We start from the raw sequence: 19,421 nt of genomic DNA, 5'->3' as shown, positions 1-19,421 counted from the left end.
TTCAGTGCGCCTCCGCACATTCGACTGCGCCTTGGGTTTGCCGCCCCATCGCCCTAGGTTCCCCTGTGACACGGACAAACAGGAGCCACTCAATGGCACGTCAGGAAGAATACACTCCCCCCAAGGTCTGGACCTGGGACGCCGAGAGCGGCGGGAAATGGGCATCGCTGAACCGCCCGATCTCGGGCGCGACCCACGAGAAGGAGCTGCCGGTGGGCGAGCATCCCTTCCAGCTCTACTCCCTCGGCACCCCCAACGGCGTGAAGGTCACCGTCCTGTTCGAAGAGCTGCTGGAGGCGGGTTATTCCGAGGCCGAATACGACGCCTGGCTGATCCGCATCGGCGACGGCGACCAGTTCGGCAGCGGCTTCGTGGAGGCCAACCCGAATTCGAAGATCCCTGCCATGTGGGACCGCTCCGGCGACACGCCCGTGCGCGTCTTCGAGAGCGTCGCGATCATGATGCACCTCGCCGAGAAGTTCGACGCCTTCCAGGGCCCGAAATCGCAGCGCGCCGAGCTGCTCTCGTGGCTGATGTGGCAGATGGGCAGCGCGCCCTTTCTCGGCGGCGGCTTCGGCCATTTCTACGCCTATGCCCCCTACCCGATGGAATATCCGATCAACCGCTACGCGATGGAAACCAAGCGGCAGCTCGACGTGCTCGACAAGCATCTGGAGAAGAACGAGTGGATGGTCGGCGGCGAATACACCATCGCCGACATGGCGATCTGGCCGTGGTACGGGCGCACCGTCATGGGCGAGAGCTACGACGCGGGCGAGTTCCTGAGCGTGCACGAGTACAAGCATCTGCTGGCCTGGGCCGAGCGCATTGCCGAGCGCCCCGGCGCCAAGCGCGGTCGCATGGTCAACAAGACCTCCGGCGATCCCTCGGAGCAGCTTTGGGAACGCCACAGCGCCGACGACTTCGCCACGAGAACGCAGGACAAGATTGGCGAGTGACGCCGATATTGCCGCTGCGCTGATGCGCATGGCGGCGGACCGGGGGGCGGACAAGACGTTCTGCCCCTCGGAAGTAGCGCGGGCGCTGGCCGAGGATTGGCGCCCGCTGATGCCCGAGGTGCGCCGGGTGGCGGCCACCCTGCCCTTGGTGGCGACTCAGGGCGGAGACCCCGTCGACCCTCTGACAGCGCGCGGCCCGATCCGGCTTGCGCAGGATCCGGGTTGAACGCGAAGGCGACCCCGCGCAGGGTCGTGGGATGGGACGCATTTCGATCGAAACGCCTGTCGGCCCGATCTGGGTGGAAGAGGCAGAAGACGCCATCACCGGCGCCGGATGGGGCCATGTGGATGCTCCCGACGACACGCCCCTGCTCCGCGCGACGGCCGCCGAATTGCGCGCCTACTTCGACGGCAACCTCAGCCGGTTCACGGTACCCATCCGGCACGGACGCGCGGGCTCAGCGGCCAAGGTCCTGGACGCGATGCTGGCCATCCCCATGGGCGAAACCCGACGCTACGGAGAGATCGCCAAGGACGTCGGCCTGCCCGCGCAAGCAGTCGGACAAGCCTGCGGCGGGAACGTCATCCCGATCCTGATCCCCTGCCACCGCGTGCTGTCGGCCAGCGGCCTCGGCGGCTATTCCGGCCGAGGGGGTGTGGATACTAAGGTTTGGCTTTTACGACATGAAGGCGCTGCCGGATTGCTGATCTGAGCCGGAAGCTGCCACTTACCCGATATTCACTAACCATTATCCCCAGGGCGCGAAGACCATGTGACCTCGGCCTCACCCGCCCTCATCGGTCCTTTCGCGCGGTCAAAGCGGAGGTAGGCAATGCCCTTGCCGCCTGATTGCGTGAAGAGCGTGCCGGCGGGTTTTTCGCCGACGAGGATTTCCGTCCCGACGGGCGCTTCCCCTGCAACATCGACCGTCACGAAGCCCTTCTTGAGCTCGGTCTTGTGCTTCATGCGAGCCGTGACCTCCTGGCCCACGTAGCAGCCCTTGCGGTGGTCGACGCCGGACAACCGGTCGAAGCCGGCCTCGAGGATATAGGTCTCGTTCGGCACCAGTTCGATGCCGGTCTCAGGCACGCAGGCCGCGACGCGCAGGGCGTCCCAATCGATCTCGGGCGTGCCGCCCTCCATCCCGTAGCCGCGCCAGCCGAGCCTTGGGTCCCGCGGGTCGGGATGGGCGCCCTCTGGGGCCTCCCCCAATCCGCGCACCACGGAGATGTCGGCCTCTTCGATGGCGACGTCGGCGCGGAGCCGATACATCGACAGGCGCTGCGCCACGGCGGCGGCGATATCGGTCTTCACGTCGAGGAGGATGTCGTCTCCCCGGTCCAGCAGGAAAAAGTCGGCGAGGTATTTGCCCTGTGGCGTCAGCAGCGCGGAATACGTCAGCGCCCGTCCCGCGTCGCGGGTCACGAGGCCCTGCAGGAAGCCATGGGCATCCGCCCCCGACAGCCGCAGGACCGTGCGATCTTCTGCGCGTTCACCGATCATATTCGCCTCCGTTGATATTTTGCATCACAGCTAATCATCACCGGCCCGCAGCGCAACATTGACCCCCCTCAGGGCGCAATATACCCCTGTCGCACCACAACATCCGGAGCCTTCCATGACCCTTGCAAACGGCCGCCATTACCTTGCCATTCCCGGCCCATCGGTCATGCCGGACCGCGTGTTGCAAGCCATGCACCGTGCTGCGCCGAACATCTACCGGGGCGAGATGCCGGACATGGTGCACACCATCGTTCCGGACCTCAAAGCGGTCGCCAAAACCAAGCATCACGTCGCGATGTACATCTCCAACGGCCATGGTGTCTGGGAAGCCGCGTTGGTCAACTGCTTCTCGCGCGGGGACAAGGTTCTGGTGCTGAGCACCGGGCGCTTCGGCACCGGATGGGGCGACATGGCGGCGCGGCTCGGCATCGAGACGCAGGTGCTCGATTTCGGCTATACCTCCGACGTCGATCTGAACCGTCTGGAAGAGGCTTTGGCCGCCGACACCGACAAGCAGATCAAGGGCGTCTTGATGGTGCAGGTCGATACCTCCACCTCGGTCAAGAACAACGTGCTCGGCGTCCGCGAGGCGCTTGACGCGGCAGATCACCCCGCGCTGCTGCTCTGCGACAACATCGCGAGCCTCGGCTGTGACGAGTTCCGGATGGACGACTGGGGCGTCGATGTCATGGTCACGGGCTGCCAGAAAGGCTTGATGACGCCGCCGGGCATGTCCTTCGTCTATTTCAACGACCGCGCCAATGCGGCGCGCGACAAGGCCGATCTGGTGACGCCGTACTGGGATTGGCAGATGCGCATCGATCCCGATTATTTCTACGAATATTTCTTTGGCACCGCTCCCACGCATCACCTCTATGGTTTGCGCGTGGCGCTCGACATGATCGTGCACGAGGAAGGGATCGAGGCGGTCTGGAACCGTCACAAGGTGCTCGCCGAGGCTGTCTGGGCCGCGCTTGAGGTCTGGGGTCAGGCCGGTCCGGTGCGCCCCAATATCGCCGAGCGCGACAAACGCTCCCACGCCGTGACACTGGCGAACTTCGGCCCTGGCAACGGCCTGAAGCTGCGCAACTGGATGGAGCAATCCTACGGCGTGACCTTGGGCATTCCGCTGGAGGGCGTTGAATCCGCCGATGATTTCCTGCGGATCGGCCATATGGGGCATGTAAACGGGCAGATGGTTCTGGGCGTTCTGGCGGGCCTTCAGGCTGGCATGACAGCGCTGCAGATCCCCCACGGCCCGACCGGTCTGGAAGCCGCGATGAAGGTGATCGCCGAGGCGACCTGACGCTCTAGCCCGCGGCCTTCAGGGCCCGCGGCAGCGCCTCCGAGAACAGGGCCAGCGCCTCGCCGGGCGCGCAGGAGACGCGGATGCAGCGGTCCTGCGGCGCGACGAAGGGCATCCGCACGAAGACCCCTTCCGCCGCGAGCGCCGCCACCACGGCCCGCGCGTAATCACCGTCACGGCCGCAATCCACCGTTACGAAATTCGTCGCCGAGGGCAGCGGGGTGAGGCCATTGGCGCGGGCGATCTCGGCGATGGTCTCGCGCGCGGCGGCAATCTTGTCGATCGTACGCTCAAGGTAGGCCTGATCCCCCAACGCAGCCAGCGCCGCGGCCTGCGCCACTCGCCCCATGCCGAAATGGTTGCGGATCTTGGCGAAGGCGCTGATGAAATCCTGCTGCGCCAGCCCGTAGCCCACGCGCATCCCCGCCAGCCCGTAGGCCTTGGAAAAGGTGCGGAAACGGATCACCCGAGGGTGGCTCGTGTCGAGCGGCGGTATCGCCTGGGGCGGCGCGGTGTCGGCATAGGCCTCGTCCAGCGCGAGGGCACACCCTTCGGGCAGCGCGTCGATCATGGCCTGCATTCCTTCGGCGGAATGCCACGAGCCCATGGGATTGTCGGGGTTGGCCACGTAGATCAGCTTGGCGTCGACCTCGCGCGCCTTGGCGAGCAAGGCGTCCAGATCCTCGCGGTCGTCGCGGTAGGGCACCTTGTGCAGCACGCCGCCGAAGCCCGCCACGTGGTAGTTGAAGGTCGGGTAAGCGCCGTCGGAGGTGACGACGGCGTCGCCCTCGGCCACCAGCAGGCGCACGAGGTAGCCCAGAAGGCCGTCGATCCCCTCGCCCACGATGATGTTCTCAGGCGCAACGTCGTGGTGCCGGGCCAGCGCTTGGCGCAGGTCGTGGACCTCCGGGTCGCCATACATCCACGCGTCCGCCCCGGCGCGCGAGATCGCCTCCAACGCCAGAGGCGACGGGCCAAAGACGCTCTCATTCGCACCGATGCGGGCGCGGAACGGGGCGCCCATAGCACGCTCCTGCGTCTCGGGGCCGACGAAGGGCACGGTCGCGGGAAGGGATTGAACGCGGGCGGTGTAGCGAGGCTGTGTCATGGCGTCAGCGTTCGCGGATTTTTCCCCGTCCCGCAAGAGGGCGCTCGCGTGATAGTGGCAGGCATGACCCAGACACGCCGCCAATTCCTCGCCCTCTCCGTCGCTGCAGCAACCGCTGCGCGCCTCGCCCCCACCATCGCGACACGCGCCGGGGGCAGCCGACGCGTGCTGACGCTGGTCTATGACAAGAGCCTCGGCATGATGCGCGCCATCGACAGGCTGGTGCCCTAGGCGCAAGAGCGGGGTCAGTAGTTGTCTTCGGCAAGGTAGCGGGCGTTCACCCAACCGCGCTGATAGCCGTTCCAGCTTACGATGCACCAGGTGGCAGGACCTCGGGTGGTCGAGATTTGCGCGCAAGTACCAAGCTGAATGCCACGGGCATTGTAGGGCAGACGATCCACCACGTGATTGCGCACGCCGGGGCCGTGGCGGACGTTCAGGTGGTCGTGATAGGCGACGCCATGGACGCGGTAGAAGTCGGGGCCGTGCCCGTCGTTCCCATGCCCGCCCTGCGGCGGCTGCCCTTGCGTGTGATAATTCACGGCGACAGCGCCATGGCCCGAGCCGGGCGCGTAGAATGTCTGAACGTTGGGATGGGCGCCCTGAGCAGTCCCCCCGGCCGAGGCTCCGGCGGCGAGGGTTAGGGCGGCGGTCATGGCGAGGGCAAATGCTTTGAAAATACGCATGGCTTGGGGTCCAATCTTGAAGGGGCTCAATGTCCCCATGGTCCCCAGATCGGCCCCGCGGCTCAATGGTGGTTTACCCTACGTCCGGCGGCGGCGGTTCTCCATCGCCATGGCGAGCTTCATCTCCGCCTCGGCGAGCCGCGCCATGGCGGGTGTTTTCTCGGCCTCCGAGGCGTGGGCGCAGGCGTCTCTTGCCGCGTCACGCTGTCGGCGCAGCACCAGTTCTTCGGGCAAGGCACCATGTTCGGCCATCAGCCGGAAGCCCGCAGCCTCCGAGGCATCGACGAAGGCCGCCTCCTCGGGACGGGGGAGGGGTTTGCCCTCCCCTGCGAGACCGCGGAGCTTGCCCTCGGCCTCGGCCTTGCGGATGTGCCGCTCGGCCAGATCCTCTATCCAGTCGCTCACGCGACCTCGTTCAGACGCTCCAGCGCCTGCTTGATGCGGGCCTCTTCCTCCTCGCGGGCGGCGAGGTTGGCGCGGGTCTCTTCCACCACCTCCGGCGGCGCGCTGGCGGCGAATTTCGGATTGTTCAGACGGCCCCGCAGCCCCCCCAATTCCTTGGCCAGCTTGCCGAGGGTCTTCTCCAGCCGCGCCTTCTCCTCGCCCACGTCGATCAGGTCGGCGATCGGCAGGCCGAAGGTGCCACCGTCCACGGCGATGGTGACGGTCCCCTTGGGGAAGGCCTCGGTGGGCGTCACCTCGGAGAGCCGCGCGAGGCGGGTGATCATGGCTTGGTTGTTGTCGAAGGCGCGCTGGCCGGCCTCGTCGAGGTCGGACTGCAGGAGTTGCACCTTCAGGCCCGCGGGCACGTGCATCTGCTGACGCGCCGAGCGGATCGCCTCGATCAGGGAGATCACCCAGGACATCTCGCGCTCGGAGTCCGCGTCGATGAGCGCCTCGCCATAGGTCGGCCACTCGGCATGGACCAGCATGGTGTCGCGGATGGTGATCTCGCCCCAGAGCTCTTCGGTGATGAAGGGCATCGTGGGATGCAGCAGGATCAGGCACTGGTCGATGACCCATGCCATGGTGGCGCGGGTCTCGGCGATCACCGCCTCGTCGCCCGAGGCGAAGAGCGGCTTGGCAAACTCCAGATACCAGTCGCAGACCTTGCCCCAGACGAACTGGTAGAGCCCGCCCGCGGCGTCGTTGAAGCGGTAGCCGGCCAGCGCCTCGTCATGGGCCATGCGCGCGCGCGCGGTTTCGGTGACGATCCACTTGTTGACCGTCTGGGTCGGCGAAGTCGGGTCGAAATCCGCCACCGGCTTGCACTCGTTCATCTCGGCGAAGCGGGCTGCATTCCATAGCTTGGTGCCGAAGTTGCGGTAGCCCTGGATGCGGTCGGTGGAGAGCTTCAGGTCGCGGCCCATGGCGGCCATGGCCGTCAGGGTGAAGCGCAGCGCATCGGCGCCGTATTCGTCGATCAGCTCCAGCGGGTCGAGCACGTTGCCGATGGATTTCGACATTTTCCGGCCCTTCTCGTCACGGACGAGGGCGTGGACGTAGACATCGCGGAACGGCACCTCGTCGACGACGGCCAGCTGCATCATCATCATCCGGGCGACCCAGAAGAAGATGATGTCGAAGCCCGAAACCAGCGTCGAGGTCGGGAAATAGCGGTCCAACTCCGGCGTCTGCTCGGGCCAGCCGAGGGTGCCAATGGGCCAGAGGCCGGAGGAGAACCACGTGTCGAGCACGTCGGGGTCGCGGGTCAGCGCCTTGCCACCGGCCTTGGCCACCGCCTCCTCCTCGGAGGCCGCGCAATATTGGTTGCCGTCCTCGTCGTACCACACCGGGATTTGGTGCCCCCACCAGAGCTGGCGCGAGATCGTCCAGGGCTCGATGTTCTCCAGCCAGTGGAAATAGACCTTGCGGTGCTGCTCCGGCATGATCTTGGTGCGACCCGAGCGGACGGCCTCCAGCGCCGGTTCGACGATCTTGGCGGTATCGACGAACCACTGGTCGGTCAGCATCGGCTCGATCACCACTTTGGAGCGGTCGCCGAAGGGCTGCGTGATCGGCTTGGACTCCACGAAAGGCATCATGCCGCCGTCGAAGCAGACGTTGCCGTCGCTGTCGTCGGGCGGGGCTGGCACCATGACGGCGAGGCCCTCGTCGGTGATCTGCTGCACCACGCGCTTGCGCGCCTCGAAGCGGTCGAGGCCGCGCAACTCGTCGGGCACGAGGTTGAGCGCATCGGCCTCCATCTCGCCGAGGGTCGTCTCGCCGTTTGCCACCGATTGAGCGATCGCGGCGGCCTCCGCGTAGGGGGCACCGTCGTCGCGCAGGTGCGCGCGGGTGTCCATCAGGCGATAGCAGGGAATGTCGTTGCGCTTGGCGACCCCGTAGTCGTTGAAGTCATGGGCGCCGGTGATCTTGACCGCGCCCGAGCCGAAGGTGGGGTCGGGATATTCGTCGGTGATGATCGGGATCAGGCGGCGATGTTCCTTGGGACCCACCGGGATTTCGCAGAGTTGGCCCACGATCGGCGCGTAGCGCGCGTCATCGGGGTGGACCGCCACGGCGCCGTCGCCGAGCATGGTTTCGGGCCGCGTGGTGGCGATGGAGATGTAGTCGCGGGTCTCGCGGAAGGTGACGTTGCCGTCCTCGTCCTTCTCCACGTATTCGTAGGTCGCGCCGCCTGCGAGCGGGTACTTGAAGTGCCACATGTGGCCGGGCTGGTCGATGTTCTCAACCTCGAGATCCGAAATCGCCGTCTCGAAATGCGGGTCCCAGTTCACCAGCCGCTTGCCGCGGTAGATGTAGCCCTTGTTGTACATCTCCACGAAGACCTTGATCACCGCGTCGTGGAAGTTGCCCTCCTCACCCTCGGGCGCGCCGGGGGCGCCGGACATGGTGAAGGCCTCGCGCGACCAGTCGCACGACGCGCCGAGGCGCTTGAGCTGCTCGCGGATCGTGCCGCCGGACTTCTTCTTCCAGTCCCAGACATGGGCGAGGAATTCCTCGCGGGTGAGGTCCTTGCGGGCGATGCCCTCCTTGGCCAACTCGCGCTCCACCACCATCTGCGTCGCGATGCCCGCGTGGTCGGTGCCCGGCTGCCAGAGCGTGTCGAAGCCGCGCATCCGGTGCCAGCGGGTGAGCACGTCCTGCAGGGTGTTGTTGAAGGCATGACCCACGTGCAGCACGCCGGTGACGTTGGGCGGCGGGATCATGATGGAAAAGGGCTCGGCGCCGGGCTTGGCATTGGCACCGGCCTTGAAGGCGCCGGCGTCGTCCCACTTGGCGTAGATGCGGGCCTCGGCCTCGGCTGCGTTGAAGGTCTTTTCCATGGGTCTCACCCTTTGTTTGCTTGAGAGGTGAGGTAGCCGATGGGACGCGGAAGGTGAAGGGGGGTGTTTGCGGGGCGCGACGCTATGCGGGCCGGGGTGCATTGGGCTGCTGTTGCGCCGGCGGGGGCCAGCCCCCGCACCCCCGCCGTTTTTGCGAAAAGATGAAGGAGGGCGTCAGAAAAGGTGGCGCGCGATTTTTGCGGCGGCGGCGTCGAGTGCCGCGTCGCCGAGGTCTCCGCCCTCTATCGTGGCGAGCGGCGGGCCGGATTTCGAGCGTGTGAGGCGGGCATAGGCGGGGTCGTAGTGATCCTCGATCAGCGCGCGGGCGAGGGCTTGGGGCTGGTCGTTCTTCAGGAGGGCGAGCCATTTATCGACCGTCGCGTGTCCCGCGTGGGCGCGGAGATGATTGAGGCGGGTGATCAGGGCGGGGGGATCGCCGACGAGGTCTCGGTAGGCATCTGCGAGAAAGCGCGCGCGATGCTCGGGTGCGGCTTCGACGACGATGCGGGGGCTGTCCTTCATCGCGACCCAGAGCGCGGGGGGTAGGCGCAGGGTGCCGATGCGGGCGGATTCGGCTTCCACGAGGAGCGGTCGGGCCGGGTCGAGATCGCTGAGGGTTGTCAGGATGACGGTCTCGAAGCCCTTTTGCGCCGGTTGGTCGCCGTCGATGTCGCCGAGGATCGAGCCGCGGTGGCGGGCGAGGCCTTCGAGATCGAGGACCTGGGGGCCGAGGCGCGCGACGCGGTTGAGGAGCTCGGTCTTGGCGGTGCCGGTGTAGCCGTCGAGGCGGATGACCTTGAAGGGCAGCGTGCCGTCGTAGAGGGCGGCCACGACATGGCGGCGCCAGCTTTGGTAGCCGCCTTCCAGCACCTCCGCGCGCCAGCCGATCTGTTGCAGGATCGAGGCGAAGCTGCCGGAGCGCTGTCCGCCGCGCCAGCAGTAGACGAGGGGGCGCCAGCCGCCCTCGTTGTCGAGCAGGTGGGTTTCGATGGCGTTGGCGGCGTTGCGGGCCACGCGGGTGGCGCCGATCTTGCGGGCCTTGAAGGGGCTTTCCTGGGTATAGATCGTGCCCACTTCGGCCCGTTCCGCGTTCGACAGGACCGGCATGTTGATCGCGCCCGGCACGTGATCCTCGGCGAATTCGGCCGGGGTGCGGACGTCGATGATGGTGTCGAAATCGTCCGATCGGAGCGTGGGGAGATCGGTGAGGGAATAGGCCATGGAAGGGGAGTAGGCGAGTTTGCTTGAGAGGTCAAAGAAGATAGGATGCGCCGAGGATGCGCAAGCTTGCGCGGCTCTTCTAACTGATTGATGTCGTTGCTTTTCCCTATTTTCGTTAGGGATTTGTTTACCTTTTGACCGGTGGGAGCCCCCTGCCCGTCCTATGGCGAGCGGCTCGCGGCGCGCTACAAAGAACCGCAATCGGAATGATCGCTTTCGGATCAGGCCGCGCCGTCTTTATACTGTGACCGGTTGCACCCTCCCCCGGTGCGTGACCCGGAAAGGCACCTGATGACCGATATGGAAGCCAGCCCCGCGTTAACCCCGGCCCCCGAACTGGCCAGCGAGCGGTTGATCCTGCGCGGGCCGCGGCGCGAGGACCTCTCGGAATTTACCCGCTTCGTGACCAGCGCGCCGTCGATGATCGCGCAGGGTGAGGCGGGAACGGCGGCCGACGCCTGGTACGCCTTTCTCGCGGGCATTGGCCATTGGCAGTGGCACGGCTTCGGCTTCTTCATTCTGGAGGAACGCGCGACGGGCCGATCCGTCGGGCGGGTAGGCCTGCTGAAGCATGTGAGCTGGCCCGAGACGGAGCTGGCGTGGCACCTCTACGAGGGCGCGGAGGGCAAGGGATATGCCACGGAGGCCGGGCGCGTCGTGCGGGACTGGGCGGCGGCGCATCTGGGCGTGGCGCAGCTTTACAGCTTCATCGACGTGAACAACACGCGATCGCAAGCGGTGGCGCGGCGGTTGCAGGCGACGACCGACGGCACCCGCGCCGCCCATGATCCGGAAGCCGAGGTCTGGGTGCATCCCCGGCAGGCGGATTGAGACGGCGCGCGGACGTCGGCGCGCGTGAAACGGTGGCGATGAGCTTGCGAGAATAAAGGGCGGAGGCCGCCTCAGAGTTCGCCGTTCATCTTGCGGAAGCGCTGGATCAGCGAGGACGTATCCCACCGACCGCCGCCCATCTGCTGCACATCGCCGTAGAACTGGTCCACCAGCGCCGTTACCGGCAGCGAGAGCCCCATTTCCTTGCCCTGTGCGAGCGCAATCCCGAGATCCTTGCGCATCCAGTCGACGGCGAAGCCGTGGTCGAACTCGTTGTCGACCATGGTGCCTGCCCGGTTGGCCAACTGCCAGCTGCCGCCGGCGCCCTGGCTGACCAGATCGGCCACCTTCTTGGCATCGAGGCCCGCCTGAATGGCGAGGTAGAGGCCTTCGGAGACCGCCTGAATGGCACCCGCGATGCAGACCTGGTTGACCATCTTGGTCAGCTGTCCCGCGCCCACGTCGCCGAAATGCACCGTACCCTTGGAATAGGCGGCGATGATGGCCTTCGCCTCGGTGAAGTGGTCGTCCTTGCCGCCGCACATGATGGCGAGTTGTCCGTTCTCGGCGCCCGCCTGCCCGCCCGAAACGGGGGCGTCGACCCAACCGATACCCTGCTCGGCCGCGCGGGCCGCCAGTTCGCGCGTGACCAGCGCGGAGACGGTGGTGTGATCGACGAAGATCGCGCCCTCCTTCATGCCGGCGAGCGCGCCGTCCTCGCCTTCCACCACCGAGCGCAGATCGTCGTCGTTGCCGACGCAGGCCATGACGAAATCCGCGCCTGCCGCGGCTTCGCGCGGGGTCGGGGCGAAATCGCCGCCGATCTCGGAGGCCCATTTCTCGGCCTTTTCGGTGGTGCGGTTGTAGACGGTCACGGCGTGGCCCGCGTTAACGAGATGCGCGGCCATGGGATAGCCCATCACGCCTAGTCCCAAGAATGCCAGTTTTGCCATGGTGTCCCCCTGCTGGTTGCTTGCGGCAGAACCTAACAGGGCGCGGGCCGGTGTCTAGGTCATGTTGGCGACGGTGCCCTCGCGGACGAGGCGGGCGATGTCGTCGGGGCTGTAGCCGAGCTCTGTCAGGATCGCGTCGGTGTCCTGTCCCAGTTGCGGCGGCGGGGTGGCGACGCCGGGCCGGGCCGCGTCAAGCTGGAAACCGGCGGTCACCACGTCAATGCCGTGGGTCAGACCCGGCACGGCGTCGAAGCGCGCCACGAGGTTGCGATCGGTGATCTGGGGATGGTCGAGGATCTCCGGCACGCTCAGGACCGGGCCGGCGGGGATCCCGGCGGCGTTCAGGGCTTCGACCCAATGGGCGGCGGGGCGTGAGGTGAGGGTCACCTCCAGCTCGGCGCGCAGGGCGTGGCGGTTGGCCTTGCGATCCTCGCGCGTGGTGAAACGCGGGTCGGAGAGAAGCCCGTCGCGCCCAAGAAGACGCGCCAGCGCCTGCCATTGCTCGTCCTTGTTGGCGGCGATGTTCAGGGGCGCGTCCTGTGCCTGAAAAGTGCCCGAGGGCGCGGAGGTCGGGTTCTCGTTGCCATGGGCCTTTGGCGTCGCCCCGCCGATCAGGTGGTTGGAGACGACCCAACCCATCGTGGCGAGTGTCGCCTCCAGCATGCTGACATCGATGAAGGTGCCGCGCGGCGTGGCATTGAGCGCGGCGTTGATCGCCATCGCCGCCGTCAGCCCGCCGATCGTGTCGCTGAGGGGGTAGCCCACGCGGGTCGGCGCGTCGGTGCCGGTGATCGACATGACCCCGGAGGCGCCTTGGATGATCTGGTCATAGGCGGGGTTCGCGGCCCAGGGGCCGTCTTGTCCGTAGCCGGAAATGGCACAGTAGATCAGCGCCGGGTTGTCTTCCCGCAGGCTCTGGTAGCCGAGGCCGAGGCGCTCCATCACGCCGGGGCGGAAGTTCTCGACCAGCACGTCGGCGGAGCGCACCAGCGCCCGGAGGGCCTCGGCGCCGGCGGCATGTTTGAGGTTGAGGGCAAGGCTCTTCTTGCCCGCGTTCTGGGCGAGAAAGCTGATGCCCATGCCCTTGGCAGACAGCTCGGGCGAGGCGCCGAGGTTGCGGGCCAGATCGCCGCCACGCGGGTTCTCGACCTTGATGACCTCGGCGCCCAGATGCGCGAGCTGGTGGCAGGCGAAGGGGCCCGCCAGCACGTTGGTCAGGTCGAGGACGCGTATGCCGTGGAGCGGCGCGGTCATCGGGCCGTGACGCGCGGCGGTTGAGCCTCAATCCCCATCGGCCACGCCTTTCGCCCGGTTGCGCGCCCGCGCCGCGCGGAAGGTTGGCAGCATCACCAGCAGGGCGGCGAGCACCAGCAGGCCGAGGGTCATGGGACGCTCGAGGATGAAGTCGAGGCCGCCATAGAGCTGCATGGAGCGCGAGAAGTTGTCCTCCAGCATGGTGCCGAGGATGAAGCCGATCAGCAGCGGCGCGAGCGGGTAGTCGGCGAAGCGTAGGATCGTGGCGATGACCCCGAAGCCCACGAGGATCAGCAATTCGGTCGCGTTGTTCTGGCCGATGTAGGCGCCCATCAGGGTGAAGAAAAGGATGAAGGGGATCAGGTAGTTGCGCGGGATCGCGAGGATCTTGGCGATGTACGGGATCAGCGGCAGGTTCAGAACCAGCAGGACGAGGTTGCCGATGTACATCGAGATGATGACGGCCCAGAAGACCTGCGGCTCGTCGACCATCAGGCGCGGGCCGGGGGTCACGTTGAGCGCGATCAGCGCGCCCAGAAGGATCGCCGTGGTGCCGGAGCCGGGGATGCCGAGGGTCAGGAGCGGCACGAAGGAGCCGGTGCAGGCGGCGTTGTTGGCCGTCTCGGGCGCGGCGAGGCCCTTGACGGAGCCCTTGCCGAATTCCTTCTGCTCCTCCTTGGTGGCGAGGTTGCGCTCCACCGCGTAGCCAAGGAACGAGGCGATGGTGGCCCCTGCCCCCGGCAGCACGCCGATGAAGAAGCCCTGCACCGATTGCCGACCGATGACCGGCGCGATGGCGCGGGCCTCGGTGCGGTTGATGCGCAGGTTGTCGATCTTGCCGGACTGGTCATCGCCCGAGCCCTGCGCCGAGCGCATCGGGTTCATCACGAGGAACAGCGCCTCGGGCAGGGCGAACATCGCCATGGCCAGCGTGATGAAGGAGAAGCCCGACTGCAGGTCGAGGATGCCGGCGGTGAAGCGCGGCATGGCGGCCAGCGCGCCCTCGCCCACGGTGGCCATCATCAGGCCGAGGATGGTCATCATCACCGCCTTGCCCACCTGCCCTGTGCCCGCGAAGGCCGCGATGGCGGAGAGGCCCACGACCATGAGCGCGAAATACTCGGCCGAGTGGAACAGCAGCGCCACCGACGACAGCATCGGCGCGAAGATCATCAGCAGGATCGCCCCGATGGTGCCGCCCATGAAGGACGAGATCGCGGCGATGGTCAGCGCCTTGCCGGCCTGCCCCTTGCGCGCCATCGGATAGCCGTCGAAACTGGTGGCCACGGTGCCCGCGACCCCCGGCGCGTTGAGCAGGATCGAGGAGGTCGAGCCGCCGAAGATCGCGCCATAATAGACGCCCGCCAGCAGGATCAGCGCCGCGGTCGGATCGCCGAGCGTGATCGCCACCGGGATCATGATCGCGATGATCGACATCGGGCCGAGGCCCGGCAACATGCCGATGAAGGTGCCGATGATACAGCCGAAGATGACCATACCGAGGTTGAACGGGTTGATGGCCGTTTGCAGGCCGATCATGAGTCCTTCGAGCATTGGTCAGATCCCTTATGCGAGGAAGAACGGCCAGGGCCGCAGGAAGATGCCGAGAACCTCTTGCACGAGGTACCAGACGATGAAGGTCGCCACGGCCGAGACCGGGATCATGACGTGGAACTTGCGCTCACCAAGGAGGAAGCTGCCGACGATCAGGAACAGCGTCGTCGCCGCGATGAACCCCACGGGCCGGAGCGCCAGCGCATAGGCAACCATCAGGACCAGCAGACCGATGGCCTGTCCGGTGTTGTAATCCTGCAGACGGCGGTAATTGATATCGGTGGCCGAGGGCTCTTTCTCGTCGGACTGCTTTTCCAGCCCGAGGACGACGACGAGCCCGACGATGATGCCGGCCACGGCCAGCACTTTCGGGAATGTCGACGGCCAGACCGGGTTGCGCTGCATGAACGGCGGCAGGAGTTGGTCCATCGTGAAGAATGCGGCGTAGCCGTAGGCGCAACACATGCCCACGAATATCAGCGCGATCCAGCGATCAAGCGCCATGGTGTCCCCCTCCCAAGGTGAGTTTCTTGTTGGTTGGCCGCCCCCCTCTCCGAGAGTCGGGGGCGGCCTTGTTGCAAGGACGGGGATCACCCCGCCCGCGCGGTCGCGTTTACAGGAAGCCCAGGGTGCGCATCAGATCACCGATCTGCTGCTCCTGGTTCTCGAGGAAGGCTTCGAAATCGTCGCCGGGGTTGTGGATGTTCACCCAACCGTTGCGCGCACGCACCTCTTCCCACTCGGGCGTGTCATACATGGCCGCGAGGGCGTCACGCATCTTGCCGACGGTCTCATCGTCGAGACCCGGCGCCGCGAAGAAGCCGCGCCAGTTGACGAATTCCACGTCGATGCCCTGCTCCATCATCGTGGGCGCGTCGGAGCCCTCGACACGCTCGGGGGCGGTCACGCCAAGGATACGCACTTCGCCCTGATCGGCGAGGGTCACGGCCTCGGAATAACCGGTCGACAGGGCCTGGATTTCGCCGGACAGAAGGCCTGCCATGGCGGCACCGCCCGCGTCATAGGGGATGTAGTTGAAGCCGGTGGGATCCTCGCCCGCCGCTTCCATCGCCATGGCCGCCACGAGGTGGTCCATGCCGCCCGGAACCGAGCCGCCGCCGATCGCGAAGGAGTTGGCGTCGGCCTGATAGGCGGCAACCAGATCGGCCATGGAGGTCAATTCGCTGTCAGCCGGCACAACCAGCGCCGCGTAGTCGCCGATGGTCCCCGCGATCAGGGTCAGATCACGGAAGGACTGCGGGAAGACGCCCGTCAGCGAGCGGATGACGATGGGGGTGGAGTTCACCATCATCGTGTTGCCCATGCTGTCGGCGTTCTCGATCATGTGGGCGATTGCCACGCCACCGCCGCCACCGGACATGTTCTCGTAGGATGCCGACCCGACGAGGCCCGCGTTGGTCAGCGCCTCGCCCGTGCCGCGGGCCGTGCCGTCCCAACCGCCACCGGCGCCGCCGGGGATCAGGAAGTGGATTTCGTCCAGCACCTGGTGGCCATCGGCCTGTGCTGCACCGGACATGGCCACCATTGCGGCGGCCGCGGTCATCATGACCCGACGCGATAGTTTCATTGGTATTCCTCCCATTTGACAGGCAGTCGTCTGCCGCCCATTGCTAGAGGGTGGCAGACAAAGCTGACACAAGCCTGACATGAAGGGAGACCCGTGCGAATGCGGTTCTTACTCGTTGAAGACAATGCAGAATTAGCGGATTCCGTGGTCCAGAGACTGGGCCTCGATGGCCATGCCGTGGACCATGCAGGCACGCTGTCGGAGGCGGAGGACTGCCTTGCGGTGGCGGAATATGATTTGATTCTGCTCGACGTGATGCTGCCCGATGGCGACGGTCGAGACCGTCTGGCCCATTGGCGCGACCGGTTGCAGACGCCGGTCATCGTGCTGACCGCGCGCAGCCAGATCAGTGACCGTGTCGGCGCGCTGGACCAAGGCGCGGATGATTACATCACCAAGCCCTTCGACTTCAGCGAGCTGGAGGCCCGGTGCCGGGCCGTGTTGCGGCGCCGGGGCGGGGCCGCGAAGAACGAGGTTGCGCTTCGGGATGCCATCTTCGACCCCACCGCGGGCACCCTGCGCGCGGGCGATGCGGTGCTGGACCTGCGCAATCGGGAACTCCGACTGCTGGAGGTCTTTGCCCGCAACCCCGGCCATATCCTGTCGAAATCGCAGCTGATGGACCGGCTGTTTTCCCATGATGCCGATGTCACCGAGAACGCGATCGAGGTCTACGTGGGCCGCCTGCGCCGCAAGCTCGACGGGGTCGGCGTGAAGATCGAAACCGTGCGCGGGGCGGGTTACCGGATGTTGCCGTGAGCCAGTTCACCCGCGCCCTCGGGTTCCGCCCCAATTGGTCGATCGCCCGGAAACTCACGTTGTTTCTCGCCGCGATCGTGGCCTCGCTGGCGCTGATTTCATGGGGCATGGTCACAAGTTTCGCGCTGGAGGCGGCCGGGCGCACGCAGGACAACATCCTTGCGGCGTCGGCCACCTCGATTGCCGAGACCCTGCGCTCGGAAGGCGGGCAGGTCCGGCTGGAGCTGCCCTACGCGGCGTTCTCGATGCTTGGCGCGATCAGCGAGGACCGGGTGTTCTACCGGGTCGCCGCCGGAGACGAGGTGCTGACGGGTTACGCCGATCTGGAGGGACCGGAGGTGACGCCGGGCGCGCCGCGTTTCGCCACGCTCGATTACCGCGATACCCCGGTCCGCGCGGTGTCGGTGATGCGGGTGATCCTCAGCAATGGAGAGGCGGTGCCGGTGACCGTGACGGTCGCGCAGACCCGCGACGGCGTGCAGGGGATCGCGGCGGGCCTGTCGCGGCAGGCGGCGGTGCTGTCGGTCGTGGTGTTCCTTCTGGCCGTGGGCATGTCCGCCTACGCGGTGCGCAGCTCTCTGATGCCGCTCAACACCATGGCGCAGCATGTCGCCACGCGCGGCCCTTCGGACCTGCGCCCGCTGCGCCGCCGGGGCCCGCCGGAACTGATGCCTCTGGTGCGCGCGCTCAACCGGTTGATGGAGCGGCTAGGCGCTTCGATCCGACGCTCCGAGGATTTCATCGCCGAAGCCGCGCACCGGGTCCGGACGCCGCTGGCCATCGTGCGCACCCAGGCCGAGATCGCGCTGCATTCGGTGGAGGAAGAGGCCCAGAAACAGACCCTGCGCCGGGTGATCCGCGCGGTGGACGATTCCTCGCGCTCGGCGTCGCAGTTGCTGGATCACGCGATGGTGTCGTTCCGCGCCGATGACCTCGCGCGTGAGCCGCTGGATTTGCCCGCGCTCACCAGCGCCGTGGCCGAGGCCCTGCGGCCCACCGCGGAGATGAAGGACATCGACATTGCCCTGACGCTCTCGGAGGTGACGGTGGAGGGCGATGCGATCCTGTTGCAGAACGCGCTGCGCAACGTGCTGGACAATGCGATCAAGTACTCCCCCGCCGAGACGATCGTGCGTGTGGACGTGGCCAGATCGGGCGGTGAGGCGCGGGTCTGCGTGCGGGACGAGGGGCCGGGCTTTGGCAGCGGCCCCGCCACCCATCTGACCGAACGGTTTCGCCGGGGCGACAAGGTAGAAGGCATCGTCGGATCGGGGCTTGGCCTGACCATCGCGGAAGAGGCGATCCGCGCCCATGGCGGACGGCTGAAAATGGAAAAAGCACAAGGAGGGGGCGCATGCGTACGGTTGATCTTGCCCGCGATCTAGCGCGTCTCTGCCTCGCGGCCTTCGCGAGCTTGCTGATGGCGCAGGCGCTGGCGGCGCAGGATTTCGAGATCGAGGATCGGCGGGTCTATCCGGGCACGGGCACGGCGGTCCTGCGCATCCTCTCGACCGCCGACCTCGTGGTGTTCGAGCCGTTTCTGGCGCGATTTCAGGCGGATAACCCGGAGGTGGGGATCGACTATGTCGTTGCCTCCTCGGCCGAGGTGAACCGCGCGATCCGGGGTGGGGCGGCATTTGACCTTGTGCTGTCCTCGGCGATGGACCTGCAGTTCGCGCTTGCAAACGACGGCTACGCCCGCACCCGGACGAGCGGCGCGACCGTGGCGCTGCCGGGTTGGGCCAAGTGGAACGACCAGCTTTTCGCCTTCACCGCCGAATCCGCGGTCATCGTCATCAATGATCGCGCGTTTGAGGGCCTCCCCCTGCCCCGCACCCGGGCCGAGCTGGTCACCTTGCTGCGCGACAATTCCGAGCGCTTCGGCGGGCGTCTGGGCACCTACGATCCCTCCGTCTCGGGCCTCGGGTACCTGTTCGCGACGCAGGAGGCGCGGTCTTCGGACGCCTATTGGCGGCTGACGGAGGTGATGGGACGGCTCGGCACGCAGCTCTATTGCTGCTCGGGGCAGATGATCGACGCCGTGGCCAATGGCGAGCTTGCGCTGGCCTATAACGTGCTAGGTTCCTATGCGGCGCAACGGATCACGCGGGTGGAGGGGGTCTCGATCCTGCCGCTGGAGGATTTCGTCAACGTGATGCTGCGCACGGCCCTGATCCCGGTCAGCGCCACGGAAGTGGAGGCGGCGGGCGCGATGCTGGACGCGCTGCTGCTGGAGGGCATGGGCCAATCCACCGCCACGCCGGTGCTGCCGCCGTTGCAGACGCGCGGCGATACCGATGGCTCACCCTTCGGGCCGATCCGTCTGGGACCGGCCCTGATGGTCTATCTCGACCGTCTCAACCGCGAAAGCTTTCTGGCGGAATGGGACGCGGCGATGGAGCAATAGG

The 19,421-nt window shown here is 66.6% G+C and carries 20 protein-coding genes; 9 read left to right on the top strand and 11 right to left on the bottom strand.

Annotated elements, in window-relative coordinates; all coding sequences use genetic code 11:
• Window positions 1-92 precede the first annotated feature (92 nt).
• The 3 genes from yghU to KYE46_RS05400 are packed head-to-tail and all read left to right on the top strand — an operon-like array spanning window position 93 to window position 1,672.
• A complete protein-coding gene (gene yghU / locus KYE46_RS05410; RefSeq protein WP_219004009.1) occupies window positions 93-959 on the top strand; it encodes a glutathione-dependent disulfide-bond oxidoreductase in 867 nt (288 codons plus the stop codon).
• A complete protein-coding gene (locus KYE46_RS05405) occupies window positions 949-1,185 on the top strand; it encodes a DUF3253 domain-containing protein (RefSeq protein WP_283095211.1) in 237 nt (78 codons plus the stop codon). The genes yghU and KYE46_RS05405 overlap by 11 nt, the downstream gene beginning before the upstream one ends.
• A 31-nt stretch (window positions 1,186-1,216) precedes the next feature.
• Window positions 1,217-1,672, top strand: coding sequence for a methylated-DNA--[protein]-cysteine S-methyltransferase (locus KYE46_RS05400; protein WP_219004007.1), 456 nt, complete (start codon window positions 1,217-1,219; stop codon window positions 1,670-1,672).
• Window positions 1,673-1,701: 29 nt separating this feature from the next.
• Here KYE46_RS05400 and ygfZ read toward each other — a convergent pair whose 3' ends face one another.
• Entirely contained in the window at window positions 1,702-2,463 is a 762-nt protein-coding gene (gene ygfZ / locus KYE46_RS05395) for a CAF17-like 4Fe-4S cluster assembly/insertion protein YgfZ (protein WP_219004005.1), read from the bottom strand.
• 115 nt (window positions 2,464-2,578) lie between these two features.
• Here ygfZ and KYE46_RS05390 point away from each other — a divergent pair, with 115 nt between their 5' ends.
• A complete protein-coding gene (locus KYE46_RS05390; protein WP_219004003.1) occupies window positions 2,579-3,769 on the top strand; it encodes a pyridoxal-phosphate-dependent aminotransferase family protein in 1,191 nt (396 codons plus the stop codon).
• A 4-nt stretch (window positions 3,770-3,773) separates the two neighbouring features.
• Here the strand turns inward: KYE46_RS05390 and KYE46_RS05385 are convergent, their stop codons facing one another.
• Window positions 3,774-4,877: a pyridoxal phosphate-dependent aminotransferase gene (locus tag KYE46_RS05385; protein ID WP_219004001.1), complete on the bottom strand. Its 1,104-nt coding sequence runs from the start codon at window positions 4,875-4,877 to the stop codon at window positions 3,774-3,776.
• A gap of 63 nt (window positions 4,878-4,940) precedes the next feature.
• Here KYE46_RS05385 and KYE46_RS05380 point away from each other — a divergent pair, with 63 nt between their 5' ends.
• On the top strand, window positions 4,941-5,108 hold the full coding sequence (locus KYE46_RS05380) for a Tat pathway signal protein (RefSeq protein ID WP_219003998.1): 168 nt from the start codon (window positions 4,941-4,943) through the stop codon (window positions 5,106-5,108).
• 14 nt (window positions 5,109-5,122) lie between these two features.
• Here the strand turns inward: KYE46_RS05380 and KYE46_RS05375 are convergent, their stop codons facing one another.
• The 4 genes from KYE46_RS05375 to mnmH form a co-directional block, all read right to left on the bottom strand.
• Window positions 5,123-5,563 (bottom strand): SH3 domain-containing protein, encoded by a 441-nt coding sequence (locus KYE46_RS05375; protein WP_219003996.1) that lies wholly within the window; start codon window positions 5,561-5,563, stop codon window positions 5,123-5,125.
• A gap of 78 nt (window positions 5,564-5,641) precedes the next feature.
• Window positions 5,642-5,968 carry a DnaJ family domain-containing protein gene (locus tag KYE46_RS05370; protein WP_219003994.1) on the bottom strand — a complete coding sequence of 109 codons (327 nt, stop codon included), beginning with the start codon at window positions 5,966-5,968 and terminating at the stop codon, window positions 5,642-5,644.
• Window positions 5,965-8,853 carry a valine--tRNA ligase gene (locus tag KYE46_RS05365; protein WP_219003991.1) on the bottom strand — a complete coding sequence of 963 codons (2,889 nt, stop codon included), beginning with the start codon at window positions 8,851-8,853 and terminating at the stop codon, window positions 5,965-5,967. The genes KYE46_RS05370 and KYE46_RS05365 overlap by 4 nt, the downstream gene beginning before the upstream one ends.
• 174 nt (window positions 8,854-9,027) lie before the next feature.
• Window positions 9,028-10,074 (bottom strand): tRNA 2-selenouridine(34) synthase MnmH, encoded by a 1,047-nt coding sequence (gene mnmH / locus KYE46_RS05360; protein WP_219003989.1) that lies wholly within the window; start codon window positions 10,072-10,074, stop codon window positions 9,028-9,030.
• A 291-nt stretch (window positions 10,075-10,365) separates the two neighbouring features.
• Here mnmH and KYE46_RS05355 point away from each other — a divergent pair, with 291 nt between their 5' ends.
• On the top strand, window positions 10,366-10,905 hold the full coding sequence (locus tag KYE46_RS05355) for a GNAT family N-acetyltransferase (protein WP_247716922.1): 540 nt from the start codon (window positions 10,366-10,368) through the stop codon (window positions 10,903-10,905).
• A gap of 71 nt (window positions 10,906-10,976) precedes the next feature.
• Here the strand turns inward: KYE46_RS05355 and KYE46_RS05350 are convergent, their stop codons facing one another.
• The 5 genes from KYE46_RS05350 to KYE46_RS05330 all read right to left on the bottom strand — a co-directional run bounded on the left by KYE46_RS05350 (window position 10,977) and on the right by KYE46_RS05330 (window position 16,254).
• Window positions 10,977-11,858, bottom strand: coding sequence for an NAD(P)-dependent oxidoreductase (locus KYE46_RS05350; RefSeq protein WP_219003987.1), 882 nt, complete (start codon window positions 11,856-11,858; stop codon window positions 10,977-10,979).
• Window positions 11,859-11,912: 54 nt separating this feature from the next.
• Window positions 11,913-13,112, bottom strand: a complete 1,200-nt coding sequence (locus KYE46_RS05345) for a CaiB/BaiF CoA transferase family protein (protein ID WP_219003986.1) — start codon at window positions 13,110-13,112, stop codon at window positions 11,913-11,915.
• Between the two features lie 27 nt (window positions 13,113-13,139).
• Entirely contained in the window at window positions 13,140-14,666 is a 1,527-nt protein-coding gene (locus KYE46_RS05340; protein ID WP_219003985.1) for a tripartite tricarboxylate transporter permease, read from the bottom strand.
• Between the two features lie 12 nt (window positions 14,667-14,678).
• Window positions 14,679-15,170, bottom strand: a complete 492-nt coding sequence (locus KYE46_RS05335; RefSeq protein WP_219003984.1) for a tripartite tricarboxylate transporter TctB family protein — start codon at window positions 15,168-15,170, stop codon at window positions 14,679-14,681.
• Between the two features lie 109 nt (window positions 15,171-15,279).
• On the bottom strand, window positions 15,280-16,254 hold the full coding sequence (locus KYE46_RS05330; RefSeq protein WP_219003983.1) for a tripartite tricarboxylate transporter substrate binding protein: 975 nt from the start codon (window positions 16,252-16,254) through the stop codon (window positions 15,280-15,282).
• A 99-nt stretch (window positions 16,255-16,353) separates the two neighbouring features.
• Here KYE46_RS05330 and KYE46_RS05325 point away from each other — a divergent pair, with 99 nt between their 5' ends.
• From KYE46_RS05325 to KYE46_RS05315, 3 genes are read left to right on the top strand one after another with little or no spacing between them, the layout of a single operon-like run.
• Complete coding sequence (locus KYE46_RS05325; RefSeq protein WP_219003982.1) at window positions 16,354-17,013, top strand: response regulator transcription factor; 660 nt, start codon at window positions 16,354-16,356, stop codon at window positions 17,011-17,013.
• The gene (locus KYE46_RS05320) at window positions 17,010-18,398 is read left to right on the top strand and encodes a sensor histidine kinase N-terminal domain-containing protein (protein ID WP_219003981.1); all 1,389 of its coding nucleotides are present in this window, start codon (window positions 17,010-17,012) and stop codon (window positions 18,396-18,398) included. The genes KYE46_RS05325 and KYE46_RS05320 overlap by 4 nt, the downstream gene beginning before the upstream one ends.
• Window positions 18,368-19,420 (top strand): ABC transporter substrate-binding protein, encoded by a 1,053-nt coding sequence (locus KYE46_RS05315; protein WP_219003980.1) that lies wholly within the window; start codon window positions 18,368-18,370, stop codon window positions 19,418-19,420. The genes KYE46_RS05320 and KYE46_RS05315 overlap by 31 nt, the downstream gene beginning before the upstream one ends.
• The last annotated feature ends 1 nt before the right edge of the window (window position 19,421 follow it).

The sequence above is a fragment of the Gymnodinialimonas ceratoperidinii genome, assembly GCF_019297855.1.
In the GTDB taxonomy this organism is placed as follows: domain Bacteria; phylum Pseudomonadota; class Alphaproteobacteria; order Rhodobacterales; family Rhodobacteraceae; genus Gymnodinialimonas; species Gymnodinialimonas ceratoperidinii.
This window is presented reverse-complemented; position numbering and strand designations above follow the sequence as displayed.

Coding starts and splice junctions, on each gene's coding strand:
- yghU (WP_219004009.1), top strand. CDS start 93: ATGGCACGTCAGGAAGAATACACTCCCCCCAAGGTCTGGACCTGGGAC.
- KYE46_RS05400 (WP_219004007.1), top strand. CDS start 1,217: ATGGGACGCATTTCGATCGAAACGCCTGTCGGCCCGATCTGGGTGGAA.
- ygfZ (WP_219004005.1), bottom strand. CDS start 2,463: ATGATCGGTGAACGCGCAGAAGATCGCACGGTCCTGCGGCTGTCGGGG.
- KYE46_RS05390 (WP_219004003.1), top strand. CDS start 2,579: ATGACCCTTGCAAACGGCCGCCATTACCTTGCCATTCCCGGCCCATCG.
- KYE46_RS05385 (WP_219004001.1), bottom strand. CDS start 4,877: ATGACACAGCCTCGCTACACCGCCCGCGTTCAATCCCTTCCCGCGACC.
- KYE46_RS05380 (WP_219003998.1), top strand. CDS start 4,941: ATGACCCAGACACGCCGCCAATTCCTCGCCCTCTCCGTCGCTGCAGCA.
- KYE46_RS05375 (WP_219003996.1), bottom strand. CDS start 5,563: ATGCGTATTTTCAAAGCATTTGCCCTCGCCATGACCGCCGCCCTAACC.
- KYE46_RS05365 (WP_219003991.1), bottom strand. CDS start 8,853: ATGGAAAAGACCTTCAACGCAGCCGAGGCCGAGGCCCGCATCTACGCC.
- mnmH (WP_219003989.1), bottom strand. CDS start 10,074: ATGGCCTATTCCCTCACCGATCTCCCCACGCTCCGATCGGACGATTTC.
- KYE46_RS05355 (WP_247716922.1), top strand. CDS start 10,366: ATGACCGATATGGAAGCCAGCCCCGCGTTAACCCCGGCCCCCGAACTG.
- KYE46_RS05350 (WP_219003987.1), bottom strand. CDS start 11,858: ATGGCAAAACTGGCATTCTTGGGACTAGGCGTGATGGGCTATCCCATG.
- KYE46_RS05345 (WP_219003986.1), bottom strand. CDS start 13,112: ATGACCGCGCCGCTCCACGGCATACGCGTCCTCGACCTGACCAACGTG.
- KYE46_RS05340 (WP_219003985.1), bottom strand. CDS start 14,666: ATGCTCGAAGGACTCATGATCGGCCTGCAAACGGCCATCAACCCGTTC.
- KYE46_RS05335 (WP_219003984.1), bottom strand. CDS start 15,170: ATGGCGCTTGATCGCTGGATCGCGCTGATATTCGTGGGCATGTGTTGC.
- KYE46_RS05330 (WP_219003983.1), bottom strand. CDS start 16,254: ATGAAACTATCGCGTCGGGTCATGATGACCGCGGCCGCCGCAATGGTG.
- KYE46_RS05325 (WP_219003982.1), top strand. CDS start 16,354: ATGCGGTTCTTACTCGTTGAAGACAATGCAGAATTAGCGGATTCCGTG.
- KYE46_RS05315 (WP_219003980.1), top strand. CDS start 18,368: ATGCGTACGGTTGATCTTGCCCGCGATCTAGCGCGTCTCTGCCTCGCG.